11 protein-coding genes are annotated in these 14,890 nt (G+C 62.8%); 8 read left to right on the top strand and 3 right to left on the bottom strand.

Annotated elements, in window-relative coordinates; genetic code table 11:
* The first annotated feature begins 47 nt into the window (after positions 1–47).
* The 5 genes from rsmG (at position 48) to GWL_RS20200 (ending at position 3,705) form a co-directional block, all read left to right on the top strand.
* Complete coding sequence (gene rsmG, locus GWL_RS20220) at positions 48–710, top strand: 16S rRNA (guanine(527)-N(7))-methyltransferase RsmG (protein ID WP_008333882.1); 663 nt, start codon at positions 48–50, stop codon at positions 708–710.
* Positions 710–1,261, top strand: a complete 552-nt coding sequence (locus GWL_RS20215; RefSeq protein WP_008333880.1) for a lipocalin family protein — start codon at positions 710–712, stop codon at positions 1,259–1,261. Before rsmG ends, GWL_RS20215 begins: the two co-directional genes overlap by 1 nt.
* 69 nt (positions 1,262–1,330) lie before the next feature.
* Positions 1,331–1,963 (top strand): leucine efflux protein LeuE, encoded by a 633-nt coding sequence (leuE, locus tag GWL_RS20210; protein ID WP_008333879.1) that lies wholly within the window; start codon positions 1,331–1,333, stop codon positions 1,961–1,963.
* Positions 1,964–1,981: 18 nt separating this feature from the next.
* The gene (locus tag GWL_RS20205; RefSeq protein ID WP_008333877.1) at positions 1,982–2,752 is read left to right on the top strand and encodes a ParA family protein; all 771 of its coding nucleotides are present in this window, start codon (positions 1,982–1,984) and stop codon (positions 2,750–2,752) included.
* A gap of 41 nt (positions 2,753–2,793) precedes the next feature.
* Positions 2,794–3,705, top strand: coding sequence for a ParB/RepB/Spo0J family partition protein (locus tag GWL_RS20200; protein ID WP_008333870.1), 912 nt, complete (start codon positions 2,794–2,796; stop codon positions 3,703–3,705).
* 84 nt (positions 3,706–3,789) lie between these two features.
* On the opposite strand, the gene GWL_RS20195 is transcribed toward GWL_RS20200, so the two are convergent.
* Positions 3,790–5,346, bottom strand: coding sequence for a glucan biosynthesis protein G (locus GWL_RS20195; RefSeq protein WP_081486121.1), 1,557 nt, complete (start codon positions 5,344–5,346; stop codon positions 3,790–3,792).
* A gap of 258 nt (positions 5,347–5,604) precedes the next feature.
* Between GWL_RS20195 and bglX the strand changes: the two genes are divergently transcribed.
* A complete protein-coding gene (gene bglX, locus GWL_RS20190; protein ID WP_008333868.1) occupies positions 5,605–7,959 on the top strand; it encodes a beta-glucosidase BglX in 2,355 nt (784 codons plus the stop codon).
* A 114-nt stretch (positions 7,960–8,073) separates the two neighbouring features.
* On the opposite strand, the gene GWL_RS20185 is transcribed toward bglX, so the two are convergent.
* Positions 8,074–9,930: an ABC transporter ATP-binding protein gene (locus GWL_RS20185; protein WP_008333867.1), complete on the bottom strand. Its 1,857-nt coding sequence runs from the start codon at positions 9,928–9,930 to the stop codon at positions 8,074–8,076.
* A 371-nt stretch (positions 9,931–10,301) separates the two neighbouring features.
* Between GWL_RS20185 and GWL_RS20180 the strand changes: the two genes are divergently transcribed.
* The gene (locus GWL_RS20180) at positions 10,302–10,958 is read left to right on the top strand and encodes an HD domain-containing protein (RefSeq protein WP_034351518.1); all 657 of its coding nucleotides are present in this window, start codon (positions 10,302–10,304) and stop codon (positions 10,956–10,958) included.
* Between the two features lie 84 nt (positions 10,959–11,042).
* On the opposite strand, the gene GWL_RS20175 is transcribed toward GWL_RS20180, so the two are convergent.
* Entirely contained in the window at positions 11,043–12,743 is a 1,701-nt protein-coding gene (locus tag GWL_RS20175; protein WP_008333864.1) for a methyl-accepting chemotaxis protein, read from the bottom strand.
* Between the two features lie 265 nt (positions 12,744–13,008).
* Here GWL_RS20175 and GWL_RS20170 point away from each other — a divergent pair, with 265 nt between their 5' ends.
* A complete protein-coding gene (locus GWL_RS20170; protein WP_008333863.1) occupies positions 13,009–14,784 on the top strand; it encodes an ABC transporter ATP-binding protein/permease in 1,776 nt (591 codons plus the stop codon).
* Positions 14,785–14,890: the final 106 nt, after the last annotated feature.

Raw genomic sequence — 14,890 nt, 5'->3', positions numbered from 1 at the left:
AATACCAGGCATCGCCCTCGAACCAGATCCAACCCAAGGCATCACGCATGAGCAACACTGCAGACCTGAACCTTTTGACCCATACCCTGAAGGAAGGCGCCCAGGCCATGGGCCTGACGCTTTCCGATGCCCAGATCGACAAGCTCATGGCATACCAGGCCCTGCTGGCCAAGTGGAACAAGGTCTACAACCTGACTGCCTTGCGCGACCCGGCGCAGATGGTCACGCATCATCTGCTGGATTCCCTGTCGGCGATGTCGGCCTTTGCCGGCGCCCGACGCGTGCTGGACGTGGGCGCGGGCGGCGGCCTGCCGGGCATCGTGTTGGCCATCTGGGCCGCCGAGGCGCAACCGCAGATGCAGATCACCCTGGTCGACACCGTGCAGAAGAAAACCGCCTTCCTCAACCAGGTCAAGGCGCAATTGCATTTGAGCAATGTCACGGTGCTGCATGCCCGTGTGGAGCAGTTGCCTGTCGAGCAACAATACGATGTCATCACGTCGCGCGCGTTTGCGGAACTCAAGGACTTCGTGACGTGGTCGAATCATCTCCTGCAACAAGGTGGTCAGTACATCGCCCTCAAGGGTGTGCTGCCGCAAGAGGAAATCGACCGGTTGCCGGCGGGGTGGACAGTGCGCCAGGTGCAGCCCCTGCAGGTACCGGGCCTGGATGCTGAACGGCATCTCATCTTCATGGAAAGAACGACCTGATGAACAAACTGAAACGGGCCCTGGTGGCCACCATGGTCTCGATGGCAGCCTATGGCGCGCTGGGCATGGCTTGCGTCCATGCCCAGGAGGTCAAGACGGTAGCTTCGGTGGACCTCAAGCGTTACGCCGGCAAGTGGTACGAAATCGCCAAGATTCCCAACAGCTTCCAGAAAAAGTGCATTTCCGGCACCAGCGCAGAGTATTCCGCGCGCGATGATGGCATGATCGATGTCGTCAACCGCTGCAAGACGGCCGACGGCATCGATGAAGCCAAGGGCGTGGCGCGGGTGGTCCCGGGCAGCAACAACAGCAAGCTGGAAGTGCGCTTTGCGCCGGCCTGGCTGTCCTGGATCCCGATGGTGTGGGGCGACTACTGGATCATGGACCTGGACGATCAATACACCCTGGCCACCGTGGGCAGCCCCTCGCGCGAATACCTGTGGATTCTCTCGCGCACGCCCACCATCAGCGACGAGCAATACGAGAACGCCCTCAACAACGCCACCAAGCAAGGTTTCGATACCGCGCGGGTGGTCAAGAGCAAACCGTAATACGGCACCTGAGATCAGGCCAGCGGCCCGGGCAGCAACCCGGGCCGCGCACATTCAAGGAGACCCACCATGCAGGCGATCTTTCATTCCCTCGGCATCACCGATATCTGGCAACTGATCGCCGCCACCATGGTGTTCCTGCTCCTGCCCGGTCCCGGTACCTTCTGCATGCTCACCTGCGCGGCCAAGGGCGGCTTGCGCGGCGGCTTCATGGCGCAGGCGGGCATCATGCTGGGCGACATCGTGCTGATGTTCCTGGCCGCGGCTGGCGTAGCCGCCTTGCTGCATGCCAATCCCTTGCTGTTCCACGGCCTGCAATACCTGGGCGCGGCCTATCTGGCCTACCTGGGCGGACGTCTCCTGTTTGCAAGAGGCGAGGGCGGTGGTACAGTCGTACCCTTTTCCAATGCCGCAGACTTCCGGCGCGGCTTTTTGGTGACCTTGTTCAACCCGAAAGCCATCGTGTTCTACATGGCCTTCTTCCCGCTGTTCCTGGATCCGGCCACGCAGCAAGGCGCGCTGACCTTCTTCACGATGGGCGCAGTCATCAGCAGTTGCACCTTCCTGTATGGCAGCTTCCTGGTCATCGTCGGCAATGCCGCCGCGCGCCGCATGGCCCGCAATCGCACCATCGCCAAGCTGGCTTCTCGCGCGGCAGGTATTTTCCTGATCGGTTTCGGCATCAAGTTGACCACGCAATAACGCTCACATAACAACGATATGGCAAAAATATTTTGTGTCGCCAACCAGAAAGGTGGCGTAGGCAAGACCACTACTGCGGTCAATCTCGCTGCCGGGCTGGCGCAACTGAACCAGCGCGTGCTGCTGGCCGACCTCGACCCGCAGGGCAATGCCACCATGGGTTCGGGCGTGAACAAGGCGACCCTGGAAGGCTCGATCTATGAAGTGCTGCTGGGCATGTCCGACATCCGTGCCGTGCGCAAGCGTTCCGAAGCCGGGGGCTTCGACGTGTTGCCCGCCAATCGCGAACTGGCCGGCGCCGAAGTGGAAATGGTCGAGCTGGAGCAGCGCGAGGCGCGCCTGAAGATGGCCTTCGCCCAGGTTGCCGAGGACTATGACTTCATCCTCATCGATTGCCCGCCCGCACTGTCCATGCTGACCTTGAACGGGCTGTGCTCGGCGCATGGCGTCATCATTCCGATGCAGTGTGAGTACTACGCATTGGAGGGGCTGTCGGACCTGGTCAACACCATCAAGAAGGTGCACGCCAAGCTGAACCCGGAACTGAAGGTCATTGGTCTGTTGCGCGTGATGTTCGATCCGCGCATGACACTGTCGCAGCAGGTCTCGGACCAGCTGGAACAGCACTTCGGCGACAAGGTCTTCAAGACCGTCATCCCGCGCAACGTGCGGCTGGCCGAAGCGCCCTCGTATGGTCTGCCGGGCGTGACCTTCGATCCGCTGTCCAAGGGCGCGCAGGCTTATATCGCATTCGGCGCGGAAATGGTCGAGCGCATCAAGACGCTATAACCGGCCCCGTCATTACGCATCGTTTTTCATCAGGCAATCGCATGGCAACTTTACCGAAAAAATCCAAGGGTCTGGGACGCGGACTGGACGCGCTCCTGGGCGGATCCTCCGACATCACCGAAGAAGTCCAGGCGCAGGCCGCGCAGGGTCTGCCCACCGTGATGGCGGTCACCGAACTGCAGGCCGGCAAGTACCAGCCACGTACCCGCATGGATGAAGGCGCGCTCAACGAGCTGGCTGCCTCGATCAAGGAACAGGGCCTGCTGCAACCCATCCTGATCCGCGCCATCGGCCAGAAGAACGGTCGCGATACCTACGAGATCATCGCCGGTGAACGCCGCTTCCGCGCGGCCAAGATCGCCGGGCTGACCGAGGTGCCGGTGCTGGTCAAGAACGTGGATGACCAGACCACGGCCGCCATGGCCCTGATCGAAAACATGCAGCGCGAGGATTTGAATCCCCTGGAAGAAGCCCAGGGCATCCATCGCCTCATTACCGATTTCGCCTTCACGCACGAGCAGGCCGCGTTGGCCGTGGGGCGCTCGCGCAGTGCGGTCTCCAACCTGCTGCGCCTGTTGAACCTGGCCAAGCCGGTGCAGACCATGCTCATGGCCGGTGACATCGACATGGGCCACGCCCGTGCGCTGCTGGCCGTCGATTCGGCAACGCAGATCCAGCTGGCCAACCAGATCGTGGCCAAGCGCATGTCGGTACGCGATGCCGAGAAACTGGTCACCCGCGCCAGCGCCGAGCAGGCCGCCAAGCCGCGCGAAGCCAAGGACAAGTCTCGCGATATCGCACGCCTGGAAGAAGAACTCTCGGACCTGCTGGCCACCCAGGTCAGCATCAAGACCGGTGCCCGCAACAAGGGCCAGCTCATCATCAACTTCAACGACCTCGATGCCCTCGATGGCGTGATCGTGCGTCTGCGCGGGGAGTCGGTGGAGAGCTGATCGCGCCGGCAGGATGCACCAAACAAAATGGGCTGCCCGATTCGGAGCAGCCCATTTTTATTGATATAAATAATTTCCGAAATATCAGAAAGTCCGCTGCACATCCGAACGCGGCGGCAGCTGATAACTCCAGGTCTCGGTCAAGGGCTTGCCATTGGCCGTGAGCGCCGCGCGCAATTCCACGGCTTGCGCAACGTTACGAATCTTCACCCGCAGCGTCAGCCGCCAGCCATTGATGGCCGGATTGGGCTGCAGCTGGGCATCGATCAGCTCGCCATTGTTGGAAACGTTCACCTGCGGCTGAACCGTCGTCCCGGCGGGCAGCGAGCCCAGTGGTCCGCCGGTGAAATCCACCAGCAGGGCCGTGGTGCCATCGAAGGCGCGGATCAGGTTGGCCTGCGTGAGTTCGCCATCGGTATGGAAGGTCTGCTTGACCCAGCCCACTTCATTGTTGAGGATGGCCGGTTCATCCATGGTCCAGTGGATGCGGTAGTCATAGGCCAGCGGCGTGCCGCGCGGCGGCAGTTGCGCAGGCAGCCAGTAGGCCACGATGTTGTCGTTGGTCTCGTCAGCGGTGGGGATCTCCACCAGTTGCACGGCACCACGGCCCCAGTCACCCTTGGGCTCGATCCAGGCCGAGGGACGCAGGTCGTAGCGATCCTTGAGGTCTTCATAGGAGGCGAAATCGCGGCCCCGCTGCAACAGCCCGAAGCCGCGCGGATGGCTGACCTCGAAGGAACTCACTTCCACGTTCTGCGGATCGTTCAGCGGTCGCCACAGCCATTCACCATTGCCGGTATGGATCGCCAGGCCATTGGAATCATGGATGGCCGGACGGAAGTTGCGCCGCGAGGATTGCTGGTTGGGACCGAAGAGGAACATGCTGGTCAGCGGTGCAATGCCCAGGCGGCCCACGTCGGCGCGCAGGAACACGCGTGCCTGCACATCGAGCAGGGCATCCTTGCCCGGCGTGAGCGTGAACTTGTAGGCGCCGGTAGCGCGCGGTGAATCCAGCAGTGCATAGAAGGTCAGCTGCTTGTCGCCGGGGGCAGGACGCTGGATCCAGAATTCGGTGAAGCGGGGGAATTCCTCACCGCTCAACATGGCCGTATCGATCGCCAGTCCGCGTGCCGAGAGGCCATAGACCTGACCCTTGCCGATGACGCGGAAATAGCTGGCGCCCAGCACGCTCATGACCTCGTCTTCCTTGTCATCGCGGTTGAGCGGATAGACCACCCGGAAGCCGGCATAACCCAGATGGGCGGTGCTGCTCTTGGCCAGATTGAGGTCACCGAAGTTGAAGCGGTCGGTGCTGTAGCCCACATCCTGTACGCGGCCATCGACGATTTCGTGGATCGCCACCGGCGAGTTGAACTGCATGCCCTGATGATAGAAGGCCAGCTTGAAGGGGGTAGGCTGGTTGCGCCATTCGAACTTGTCGCTCTTGGGCTGGATCTTCATGTAATCGGCGAACTGCATCGCCGCAAACGTCGGCGAGAGATTGCTCACCGGCTTCTGGTAGGGTTTGGCGGCCAGTGCCTGGGCGCGGGCCACGGCCTGGTTGAGGTCGAAGCCTTGCGCGCTCTGTGCCTGCACCGAGGCAGCCAGCAGGCTTGCCGACAACACCAGCCCCTGCAGCAGGGGCCATTTCAATCCATGTCTGATCAATGTATTTCTCCACAAAGAAGCGGCGCGCGGGCATGTTGGCCAGCCGCGCCGCTGTGTGCCTGCGCGTCCGGCAGGCATCAAAACAGAATAATATAGCGAACCGTCTGGCTGGCGACGCATCAAAGAACGCAAGCAATAAATGCTCCCGCCGCCCGGCCGCTGTCCCGCTTGTGCAGGTCACACAGTAGAGGGCAGAGCGCCGCCAAAGTTTAAAAAAGAGAGAGGAAACCCGTGTCCCACAAGCTTACCGAGCGGCACGCCGCGTCCCCGCGTCGTCCCCGCCTGGCCCTGGTCATGACCTTGTGCGCGCTGGCCTGCGGCGCCGCGCTCACCGGCACGGCCGCGCATGCGCAAGCCAATCCGGCCTTGCTCGGCGACAAGACCGCCTTCATCAATGACCTGCTGCGTCAGATGACGCTGGAAGAAAAGATCGGCCAGCTGCGCCTCATCAGCATCGGTCCGGACATGCCCGCCAAGAAGCTGATCGAGGAACTGGCCGCCGGCCGTGTCGGCGGCACCTTCAACTCCATCACCCGGCCCGAGAATCGTCCGCTGCAGGAGGGCGCGATGCGTTCACGGCTGAAGATCCCGATGTTCTTCGCCTATGACGTCATCCACGGCCATCGCACCACCTTCCCCATCGGCCTGGGCCTGGCCTCCAGCTGGGACATGGACCTGGTCGGCCGCGCCATGCGCATCTCCGCCGAAGAAGCCGCGGCCGACAGCATCGACATGACCTTCGCCCCGATGGTCGACATCAGCCGCGATCCGCGCTGGGGGCGCACGTCTGAGGGCTTTGGTGAAGATCCTTACCTGGTCTCGCGCATTGCCGAGGTCTCGGTGCGCGCCCTGCAAGGCGATACCAAGCCCATCGCCGCCAATCGCCTCATGGCCAGTGTGAAGCATTTTGCGCTGTACGGTGCAGTCGAGGGCGGACGCGACTACAACGTCGTCAACATGGACCCGCAGCGCATGTACAACGACTATCTGCCGCCTTACCGTGCCGCCATCGATGCCGGCGCGGGCGCGGTGATGGTGGCGCTCAACTCCATCAACGGGACACCGGCCACCTCCAATACCTGGCTGCTGCAGGACCTGTTGCGCCGGGATTGGGGATTCAAGGGGCTGACGGTGTCGGACCACGGAGCCATCACCGAACTGGTCAACCACGGTGTGGCGCAGGACGATGCCCAAGCGGCACGCCTGGCGATGAAGGCCGGTACCGACATGAGCATGGCCGACCAGGTCTACATCAAGCAACTGCCGGCGCTGGTGCGCTCGGGCAAGGTGCCGCAGCAGGAGCTGGACAATGCCGTGCGCGACATCCTCGGTGCCAAGTACGATCTTGGCCTGTTCAAGGACCCGTATATCCGCATCGGCCGCGCCGCCGATGATCCGCCGGACGTCCATGCCGAGCGCCGCCTGCATCGTCGCGATGCGCGCGAAGTCGCGCAGCAGTCCATGGTGCTGCTGGAGAACCGCCATGCCGCGCTGCCGCTGAAGAAGACTGCGCGCATCGCCCTGGTCGGTCCGCTGGCCGATTCCCACATCGACATGCTGGGCAGCTGGTCTGCAGCCGGCCAGGCCAGGCAGACCATCACCCTGCGCCAGGGGCTGCAGAATGCGCTGGGCGGGCAGGGCAAGCTGCTTTACGCACGCGGGGCCAACATCACCGAAGACAAGCACATCGTCGACTACCTCAACTTCCTGAACTGGGATGATCCGGAAGTGATCCAGGACAAGCGCAGCCCCAAGGCCATGATCGATGAGGCCCTCAAGGCCGCACGCGATGCCGATGTCATCGTGGCCGCCGTGGGCGAGTCGCGCGGCATGTCGCATGAATCCTCCAGCCGTACCTCACTGTCGCTGCCGCAGAGCCAGCAGGATCTGCTCACGGCCCTCAAAGCCACCGGCAAGCCGCTGGTGCTGGTGCTGATGAATGGCCGTCCGCTGGATCTCAATTGGGCGCGCGAGAACGCCTCGGCCATCCTGGAGACCTGGTACACCGGAACCGAGGGCGGCAATGCGATTGCCGATATCCTCTTCGGCGACGTCAATCCTTCGGGCAAGCTGCCCATCACCTTCCCGCGTTCGGTGGGCCAGATCCCGAGCTACTACAACCATCCGCGCGTGGGCCGTCCCTACACCGAAGGCAAGCCGGGCAATTACACCTCGCAGTACTTCGATGAGCCCAATGGCCCGTTGTATCCGTTCGGATACGGCTTGAGCTATACCGAGTTCAAGCTCTCGGACGTGCATCTGTCGCAGGCCGCCATGAGCGCTGACGGCCAGGTGCTGGCCAGCGTGACGGTCAAGAACGTGGGCCGCCGCGCCGGCGCCACCGTGGTGCAGCTGTACATCCGCGATGTGGCGGCCTCGGTGGTGCGTCCGGTCAAGGAACTGAAGGATTTCCGCAAGCTGATGTTGCAGCCGGGTGAAGAGCAAGAGGTGCAGTTCAGTATCGACCGCAAGGCACTGTCCTTCTACAACGCCAAGCTGGAATACGTGGCCGAGCCGGGTGAATTCCAGGTGCAGATCGGGCTGGATTCCAAGGAGGTGAAGACGGCTTCGTTCACTCTGCAATAAAGATAAAACCGGGCGGGCAAGAAAAATGGGCGCACCGTTGAGTGCGCCCATTTTTTTGCAGCAATCTTTCTGCATTCATCGTAAATGATATAAATCATTTACCAAGATCAGGCATCACGCCGTCATCACCGCATCTTCTTCCTCTTCTCCCAGGAAGCCGCCACTCTGGTGCGACCATAGCCGCGCATACAGGCCATTGGCGGCCAGCAGTTCGGCGTGCGTTCCTTGCTCGACGATGCGACCCTGGTCCAGCACGATGAGTCGATCCATCGCGGCGATGGTCGACAGGCGGTGCGCAATGGCTACCACCGTCTTGCCTTCCATGAGCTTGTAGAGCGAGGTCTGGATGGCCGCTTCCACTTCCGAATCGAGCGCGCTGGTGGCTTCATCCAGCAGCAGGATGGGCGCATCCTTCAACATCACGCGGGCAATCGCGATGCGCTGGCGCTGGCCGCCGGAGAGCTTCACGCCGCGCTCGCCCACATGCGCGTCATAAGCGCGGCGGCCCTTGGCATCGGCCAGCGTGCCGATGAAGTCATGCGCCTCGGCGCGTTCGGCGGCGTGGATCATCTCGGCGTCGCTCGCATCGGGACGGCCATAGGTGATGTTCTCGCGCACCGACCGATGCAGCAGGGAAGTATCTTGCGTGACCATGCCGATCTGCGCGCGCAGGCTGTCTTGCGTGACATGGGCGATGTCCTGGCCATCGATGGTGATGCGGCCACCCTCGATATCGTAGAAGCGCAGCAGCAGGTTGACGATGGTCGACTTGCCGGCGCCGGAGCGGCCCACCAGTCCGATCTTTTCACCGGGGCGGATCACCAGGTCCAGCTGGTCCACCACCGGGCGCGGCGCCGCGCCGCCGTAGCTGAAGCTCACCCCCTCGAAGCGCAGCTCGCCCCGACTGACCTTGATCGGCGTCGCATCGGGTGCATCCTTGACCTCATGTGCACGGGCCAGCGTATTGATGCCATCCTGCACCGTGCCCACGTGTTCGAACAGGGAGGACATTTCCCACATCACCCAGTGCGCGATACCGTTCAGGCGCAGCGCCATGGCGGTGCTGGCAGCAACTGCGCCCACCCCCACCTTGCCCTGGGTCCACAGGTACAGCGACACCCCGGTGGCACCGATGATGAGCACCATGTTCAGCAGGTGATTGACCACCTCGAAGCCCGACACCAGACGCATCTGGCGATGGACCGTGGCGAGGAATTCGCGCATGGCGCTGCGGGCGTACTCGGCCTCGCGCCCTGCGTGCGAAAACAGTTTGACGGTGGCGATGTTGGTGTAGGCATCGGTGATGCGTCCGGTCATCAGCGAGCGCGCATCAGCCTGGTTGCGTGCCACCGCGGACAGGCGCGGCACGAAGTAGCGCATGGCCACCGCGAAGGCGGCCAGCCAGACGAAGAAGGGGGCCAGCATCCAGATATCGAAGCTGCCGACCACGCCGATGAGGGTGGCAAAGTAGATCGTGATGAAGACCAGGATATCGCCCACGATCATGCAGAAGTCGCGCACCGCCAGCGCGCTTTGCATGACCTTGGTGGCCACCCGTCCGGCGAACTCGTTCTGGTAGAAGCTCATGCTCTGGCTCAACATGAGGCGATGGAAATTCCAGCGCAGCAGCATGGGGAAATTGCCGGCCAGAGTCTGGTGCTTGTACATGGTCTGCAGCGCGATCAAGAGCGGGCTGGCCGCCAGGATGAGCGCCAGCCAGGCCAGGGTATGACCTTCCTGCGGCCACAATTGCGCGGGCTCTATCTTGGAGAGCCAATCGACGATGCGGCCGAGCGCGGCGAAGAGCAGCGCCTCGAAGACGCCGATGATGGCCGTCATCAGGGTCATGGCCGCAATGTAGGGACGTACGCCCCTGGTACAGAACCAGATGAAACGCATGAAGCCGCGCGGCGGCGGCAAGGGTTGCGACTCGGGGTAGGGGTGGACCAGTTTTTCAAACCAGCTGAACATCAGGGGACTCCAAAAATCGGACCAGGGCCGACGGCGGGTACCGCAGGCCGGCAGCCACCAAGGCAGTCGGCCGGACAGGCGTGGTCGGGCGTTGTTACTGTGGCGTACCCCAAGAGAAAGCGGCAGGTGGCGATACGCCATTCATGTGCGGCGTGCGGATCGCTGCGGCAGCGGGGCCGCTATCGTGATCCCGGGGCAGGCCGCGAGAAGATGGAAGCCGCATCATCTCATATGCGGCCCGCCTGCGTGTAGCGGAGCCGGGGAAAAACACTTGTCGGAAAATCGGAATGGTGCGCATCACCGCAAGCTCCCCGATCCTCTTGATTCATCTGCCATACTGCTGGACCGTCATCTTTTTATCTGTTTGCATCATGAATCTTTCCCAGGTCGCCGCGGCCTTCCAGCCCTTCGATACACTGGCTGCGCAATTGTTGCCCTACGTCGAGGATGATGCCGGAGATGGTTCCCACGATCTCTCACATCTCTTGCGCGTATGGAACAATGCGCGCCGTCTGCAGGCCGAGGAGGGCGGTGAGCTGCGCATCCTTGTGGCTGCGGTCCTCTTGCACGACTGCGTGCACGTGGAAAAAAATTCCCCGCTGCGCAGCCAGGCTTCCACGCTCTCCGGCGAGCGCGCGCAGCAGATCCTGTCATCGCTGGGATGGGCAGCGAAAGATGCGCAAGGCGTCGCCCATGCGGTCCAGGCCCACAGCTATTCGGCCCAGATCACGCCGCAAACGCTGGAGGCGAAGATCGTGCAGGATGCCGACCGCCTCGATGCCATCGGGGCCATCGGTGTGGCGCGTTGTTTCTATGTCGCCGGGAGAATGGGATCGGGCCTGTATGAAGCGCAGGATCCGCAGGCCGAGCAACGCCCGTTGCAGGACGCGCGATATGCGCTGGACCATTTTCCTGCCAAGCTGTTCCGCTTGCAGGAGGGTTTCCAGACTGCCGCCGGTGCGGCCATGGCGCAGGCGCGCCAGCAGAGGATGCGGGGGTTTGTGGAGCAATTCCTGAGCGAGCTGTAATTACTCGCCCAGATGCACTCAGTGCAGCCAGTGCAGCCAGTGCGGTGGTACCGCGAGGCGAGTCAGACTGGCTGCGGCGCGGGATCATGCCGCCTTGCGTACCACTTCCAGCTTCGGTACCACGCGCAACGGAATCTGTACGGTGTTGAGCGCAGGCGAGGGCGCTGCGGCCGCCACCGAGCCTGCGGCATCCGGCGCCTCCAGCTGAAACACGCCCACTGCCCGCGTCAGGCTCACCGCTTGTTCCTGCAGCGTGGTCACGGCGGCGGTGGCCTCTTCCACCAGCGCGGCATTGTGCTGGGTCACCTGATCCATCAGTGCGATCGCCTTGTTGACTTCCTCGATGCCCAGGCTCTGCTCATGGCTGGCCGCCGAGATCTCGCCCATCACATCGGTGACCTGCTGCACGCTGGCCACGATTTGCTCCATGGTGTCACCGGCGCGTTGCACCAGGTGCGCGCCCGTTTCCACATTGCCGACCGAGGTATCGATCAACTGCTTGATCTCCCTGGCAGCGGCTGCGCTGCGCTGGGCCAGGTTGCGCACCTCTGTGGCGACCACGGCAAAGCCACGTCCTTGCTCGCCCGCACGGGCCGCTTCCACGGCGGCATTCAAGGCCAGGATGTTGGTCTGGAAGGCGATGCCGTCGATCACGCCGATGATGTCCACGATCTTGCGCGAAGAGGTGTTGATGGCTGCCATGGTATCGACCACTTCGTCCACGATGGCGCCGCCCTGCCTGGCGATATCCGAGGCATTGCGCGCGAGTCGATTCGCTTCGCGCGCGTGGCTGTCGTTCTGCTTTACGGTGGCCGTCAGCTGTTCCATGGCCGAGGCGGTTTCTTCCAGCGAGGCCGCCTGGTCTTCGGTGCGGGCCGACAGATCGAGATTGCCGGCGGCGATCTGCCCGCTGATGGTGGCCACACCGCTGGCCGCATCCCGTACGTGGGCTACAGTCTGGTGCAGATTGCCGTTCATCTTGGAGAGAGCGGCCATGATGCTCTGGCGCTTGCTTTCATCGCTGGTGCGATTGACGGCCATGGCGTGATAAAGCTCGCCGCGATCCACTGCCAGTGCCAGCTGCGTCACCTCATCGGGCTCCGCACCGAGCGCGCCGCGGATGCTGCGGGTGATCAGGGTAGCCAGTACGACACCGGCTACCAGCGCGGCAGCCAGCAGCACCAGAATGAAGGCCTGGAAACCGTGGGCGGTGCTGCGGGCCTTGGCCGACTCGATCTGGCTCATGTGTTCTTCCAGGTCGATGAGTTCATTGATGGCCGCCAGCCATTCAACGAAGGCGGGTTTCACCTGGCTCAGCAGCAGCTGGCGTGCGCCTTCGATTTCCCCTGCGGTGCGCATGGCGACGACCTTGGCGGCCGGCGGCATGGCGCGTGCTTCGATGGCCTTGATGCGCTCGAGACTGGCGCGTTCCTCGCCATTGACCTTCATGGTGGCGAAGACCGCATCGAGCGGCCGGGCTGATTGCTGGTAGTCGGCATCGAGCTTGTTGATCAGGGCGATCACGTCCTTGACCTCGGCGTCGCTCACCAGCGTCAGATCACGCAGGGCGATGGCGCGGTCGTGCACGCTGCCGCGGAAATTGATGGCATAGCGCTGCTTGACGCTGTTGTCCTCGCTCACGGTGGAGAGGCTGCCTTCGATGGCGTTGACCTTGACGATACTGGCCACCGTCAGCACCAGCATCATCGCCAGCACCAGTGTAAAACTCAGTGCCAGTTGGGCCGCCACGGTCAGCGAACGGCGCTTGGGGGGATGGGCTTGCATGTGATTCTCCAGAAGATGGGGGGCGCCACTGCTGCCAACAGCCCTCACGGGATGTATTGATGCAAGGCAATGTCGACGAAGATCGCAGTCTAGCCGTGATCGGGCTCGCGCGGGATTGATTGTTTCGATTCATTCCATAGCGATGAATGCTCGATTGCAAGAGCATTAAACTTTGCTTAATGCTCCCCGGATGCCGGTTTAAGCCTGGTTTAAGTCTTTTGCGGCAAGCTGGGCAGCAAAGAGGACAACATCCACAGGATTCGCCATGACCGAACAAACACCTGCCCGCCAGGGCAGCCACGCCAATCGCGCCACCCGTGCCGAGATCTGGGGCCTCATCAAGCCCTACTGGGTCTCGGAAGAAAAATGGAAGGCCTGGGCGCTGCTGCTGTCCATCCTGGCCCTGAACCTGGGCATGGTCTACATCAACGTGCGGCTCAATTCCTGGAACCGCGACATGTACAACGTGCTGCAGTCGCGCGATTACCCGCACTTCAAGTCGCTGTTGTGGCAGTTCTCGGGACTGGCCTTCATCTTCGTGGCCATCGCCATCTACAGCGTCTACCTCAAGCAGGCGCTGCAGATCCGCTGGCGCTACTGGATGAGTACGCGTTATCTCGATCGCTGGCTGGCACATCGCGCCTACTATCGCATCGAGCAGGGCCAGGAGGGCCGCCTCTCGGACAACCCCGACCAGCGCATCGCCGAGGACCTGCATGCGCTCACCAGCGACACGCTGTCACTGGTGCTGGGCTTCATCTCCAGCAGCGTCACCCTGTTCTCCTTCATCCATATCCTGTGGTCGGTAAGCGGGCCGCTCTCCTTCTCGGTCCTGGGACAGTCGTGGGTCATTCCCGGTTACATGGTCTGGTTCGTGATCGCCTATGCGGCCATCGGCTCGGGGGTGGTGTGGTGGATCGGTCGCCCGCTGGTGGGCCTGAGTTTCAATCAGGAACGCTTCGAGGCCAATTTCCGTTTTGGCCTGATCCGTGTGCGTGAACATGCGGAGGCCGTCGCCTTGTATCGCGGCGAGCCGCAGGAGCGCATGCAGCTCACGGCGCGGCTGGACGACATCCGCGCAAACTGGTGGAACATCATGCGCCTGACCAAGAAACTCAACGTGGCCGTCAATTTCTACGGGCAGTTCGCGGTGATCTTTCCCATGCTGGTGTCGGCACCGCGCTACTTCTCCGGGGCCATTTCGCTGGGGGTGCTCATGCAGATCAGCGATGCCTTCGGCCAGGTGCAGGATGCGCTGTCCTGGTTCATCAATGCCTTTACTACGCTGGCCGGATGGAAGGCCAGCATCAACCGGCTGGCGGGCTTCCATGCCGATATCGAACGCGCCGCCGGCATGCCGCGCACACTGGCCGTCACCCGGCATGGCGGCAGTGCGGTCACGCTGGATGGCGTGCAGCTGTCCTTCCCCGATGGCAGCCTGATGCTGCGTAGCCTCGATGCGCGGGTGGAGTCGGGCGAACACGTGCTCATCAGCGGTCCTTCAGGATGCGGCAAGTCCACGCTGATCCGCGCCCTGGCCGATATCTGGCCCTATGGAGAGGGCCGCATCGCACTGCCACAGGATGCACCGGCCATGTTCCTGCCCCAGCGCAGTTACCTGCCCATCGGTACGCTGCGCGCAGCCCTCTCGTATCCGGCCGCCGAGGGCAGTTTTGATGATGCGCTCATCACGCGTTACCTGGGGTTGTGCCGTCTGGCGCATCTGGCCGCGCGACTCGATGTGGCGGCCAACTGGAGCCAGGCGCTGTCACCGGGCGAGCAGCAGCGGCTGGCCTTCGTGCGGGTGTTCCTGAATCGTCCGCGTCTGGTCTTCCTGGACGAGGCCAGCAGCGCCATGGATGGCGAGACCGAGGAAGCCCTCTATGCCGCCTTGCCGCGCGAGTTGCCCGGCGTGACCGTGATCAGCATCGCCCACCGCGAGACGCTGGCGCGCTTCCACGACGTGCGCTGGAAGTTCGTGCCGCCGGCTGACGGCGAGGGGGCCGGGCATCGTGTAGAGGCGCTGCCGATTGCAGCGTGAGGGCAGGGCGGCGTTATACCGTTTTTGCATAGGGATGCCGGGAGCCGCGTGACAGAATGGATTCATCGCGGCACGGTTGCCGCCTTCACCCGATCATCCTCGATTA

The organism is Herbaspirillum sp. GW103 (assembly GCF_000261365.1).
Classification (GTDB): Bacteria; Pseudomonadota; Gammaproteobacteria; order Burkholderiales; family Burkholderiaceae_D; genus Herbaspirillum.
Note: the sequence above shows the minus strand (reverse complement) of the source record. Positions and strands in the feature narration are given on the sequence as shown.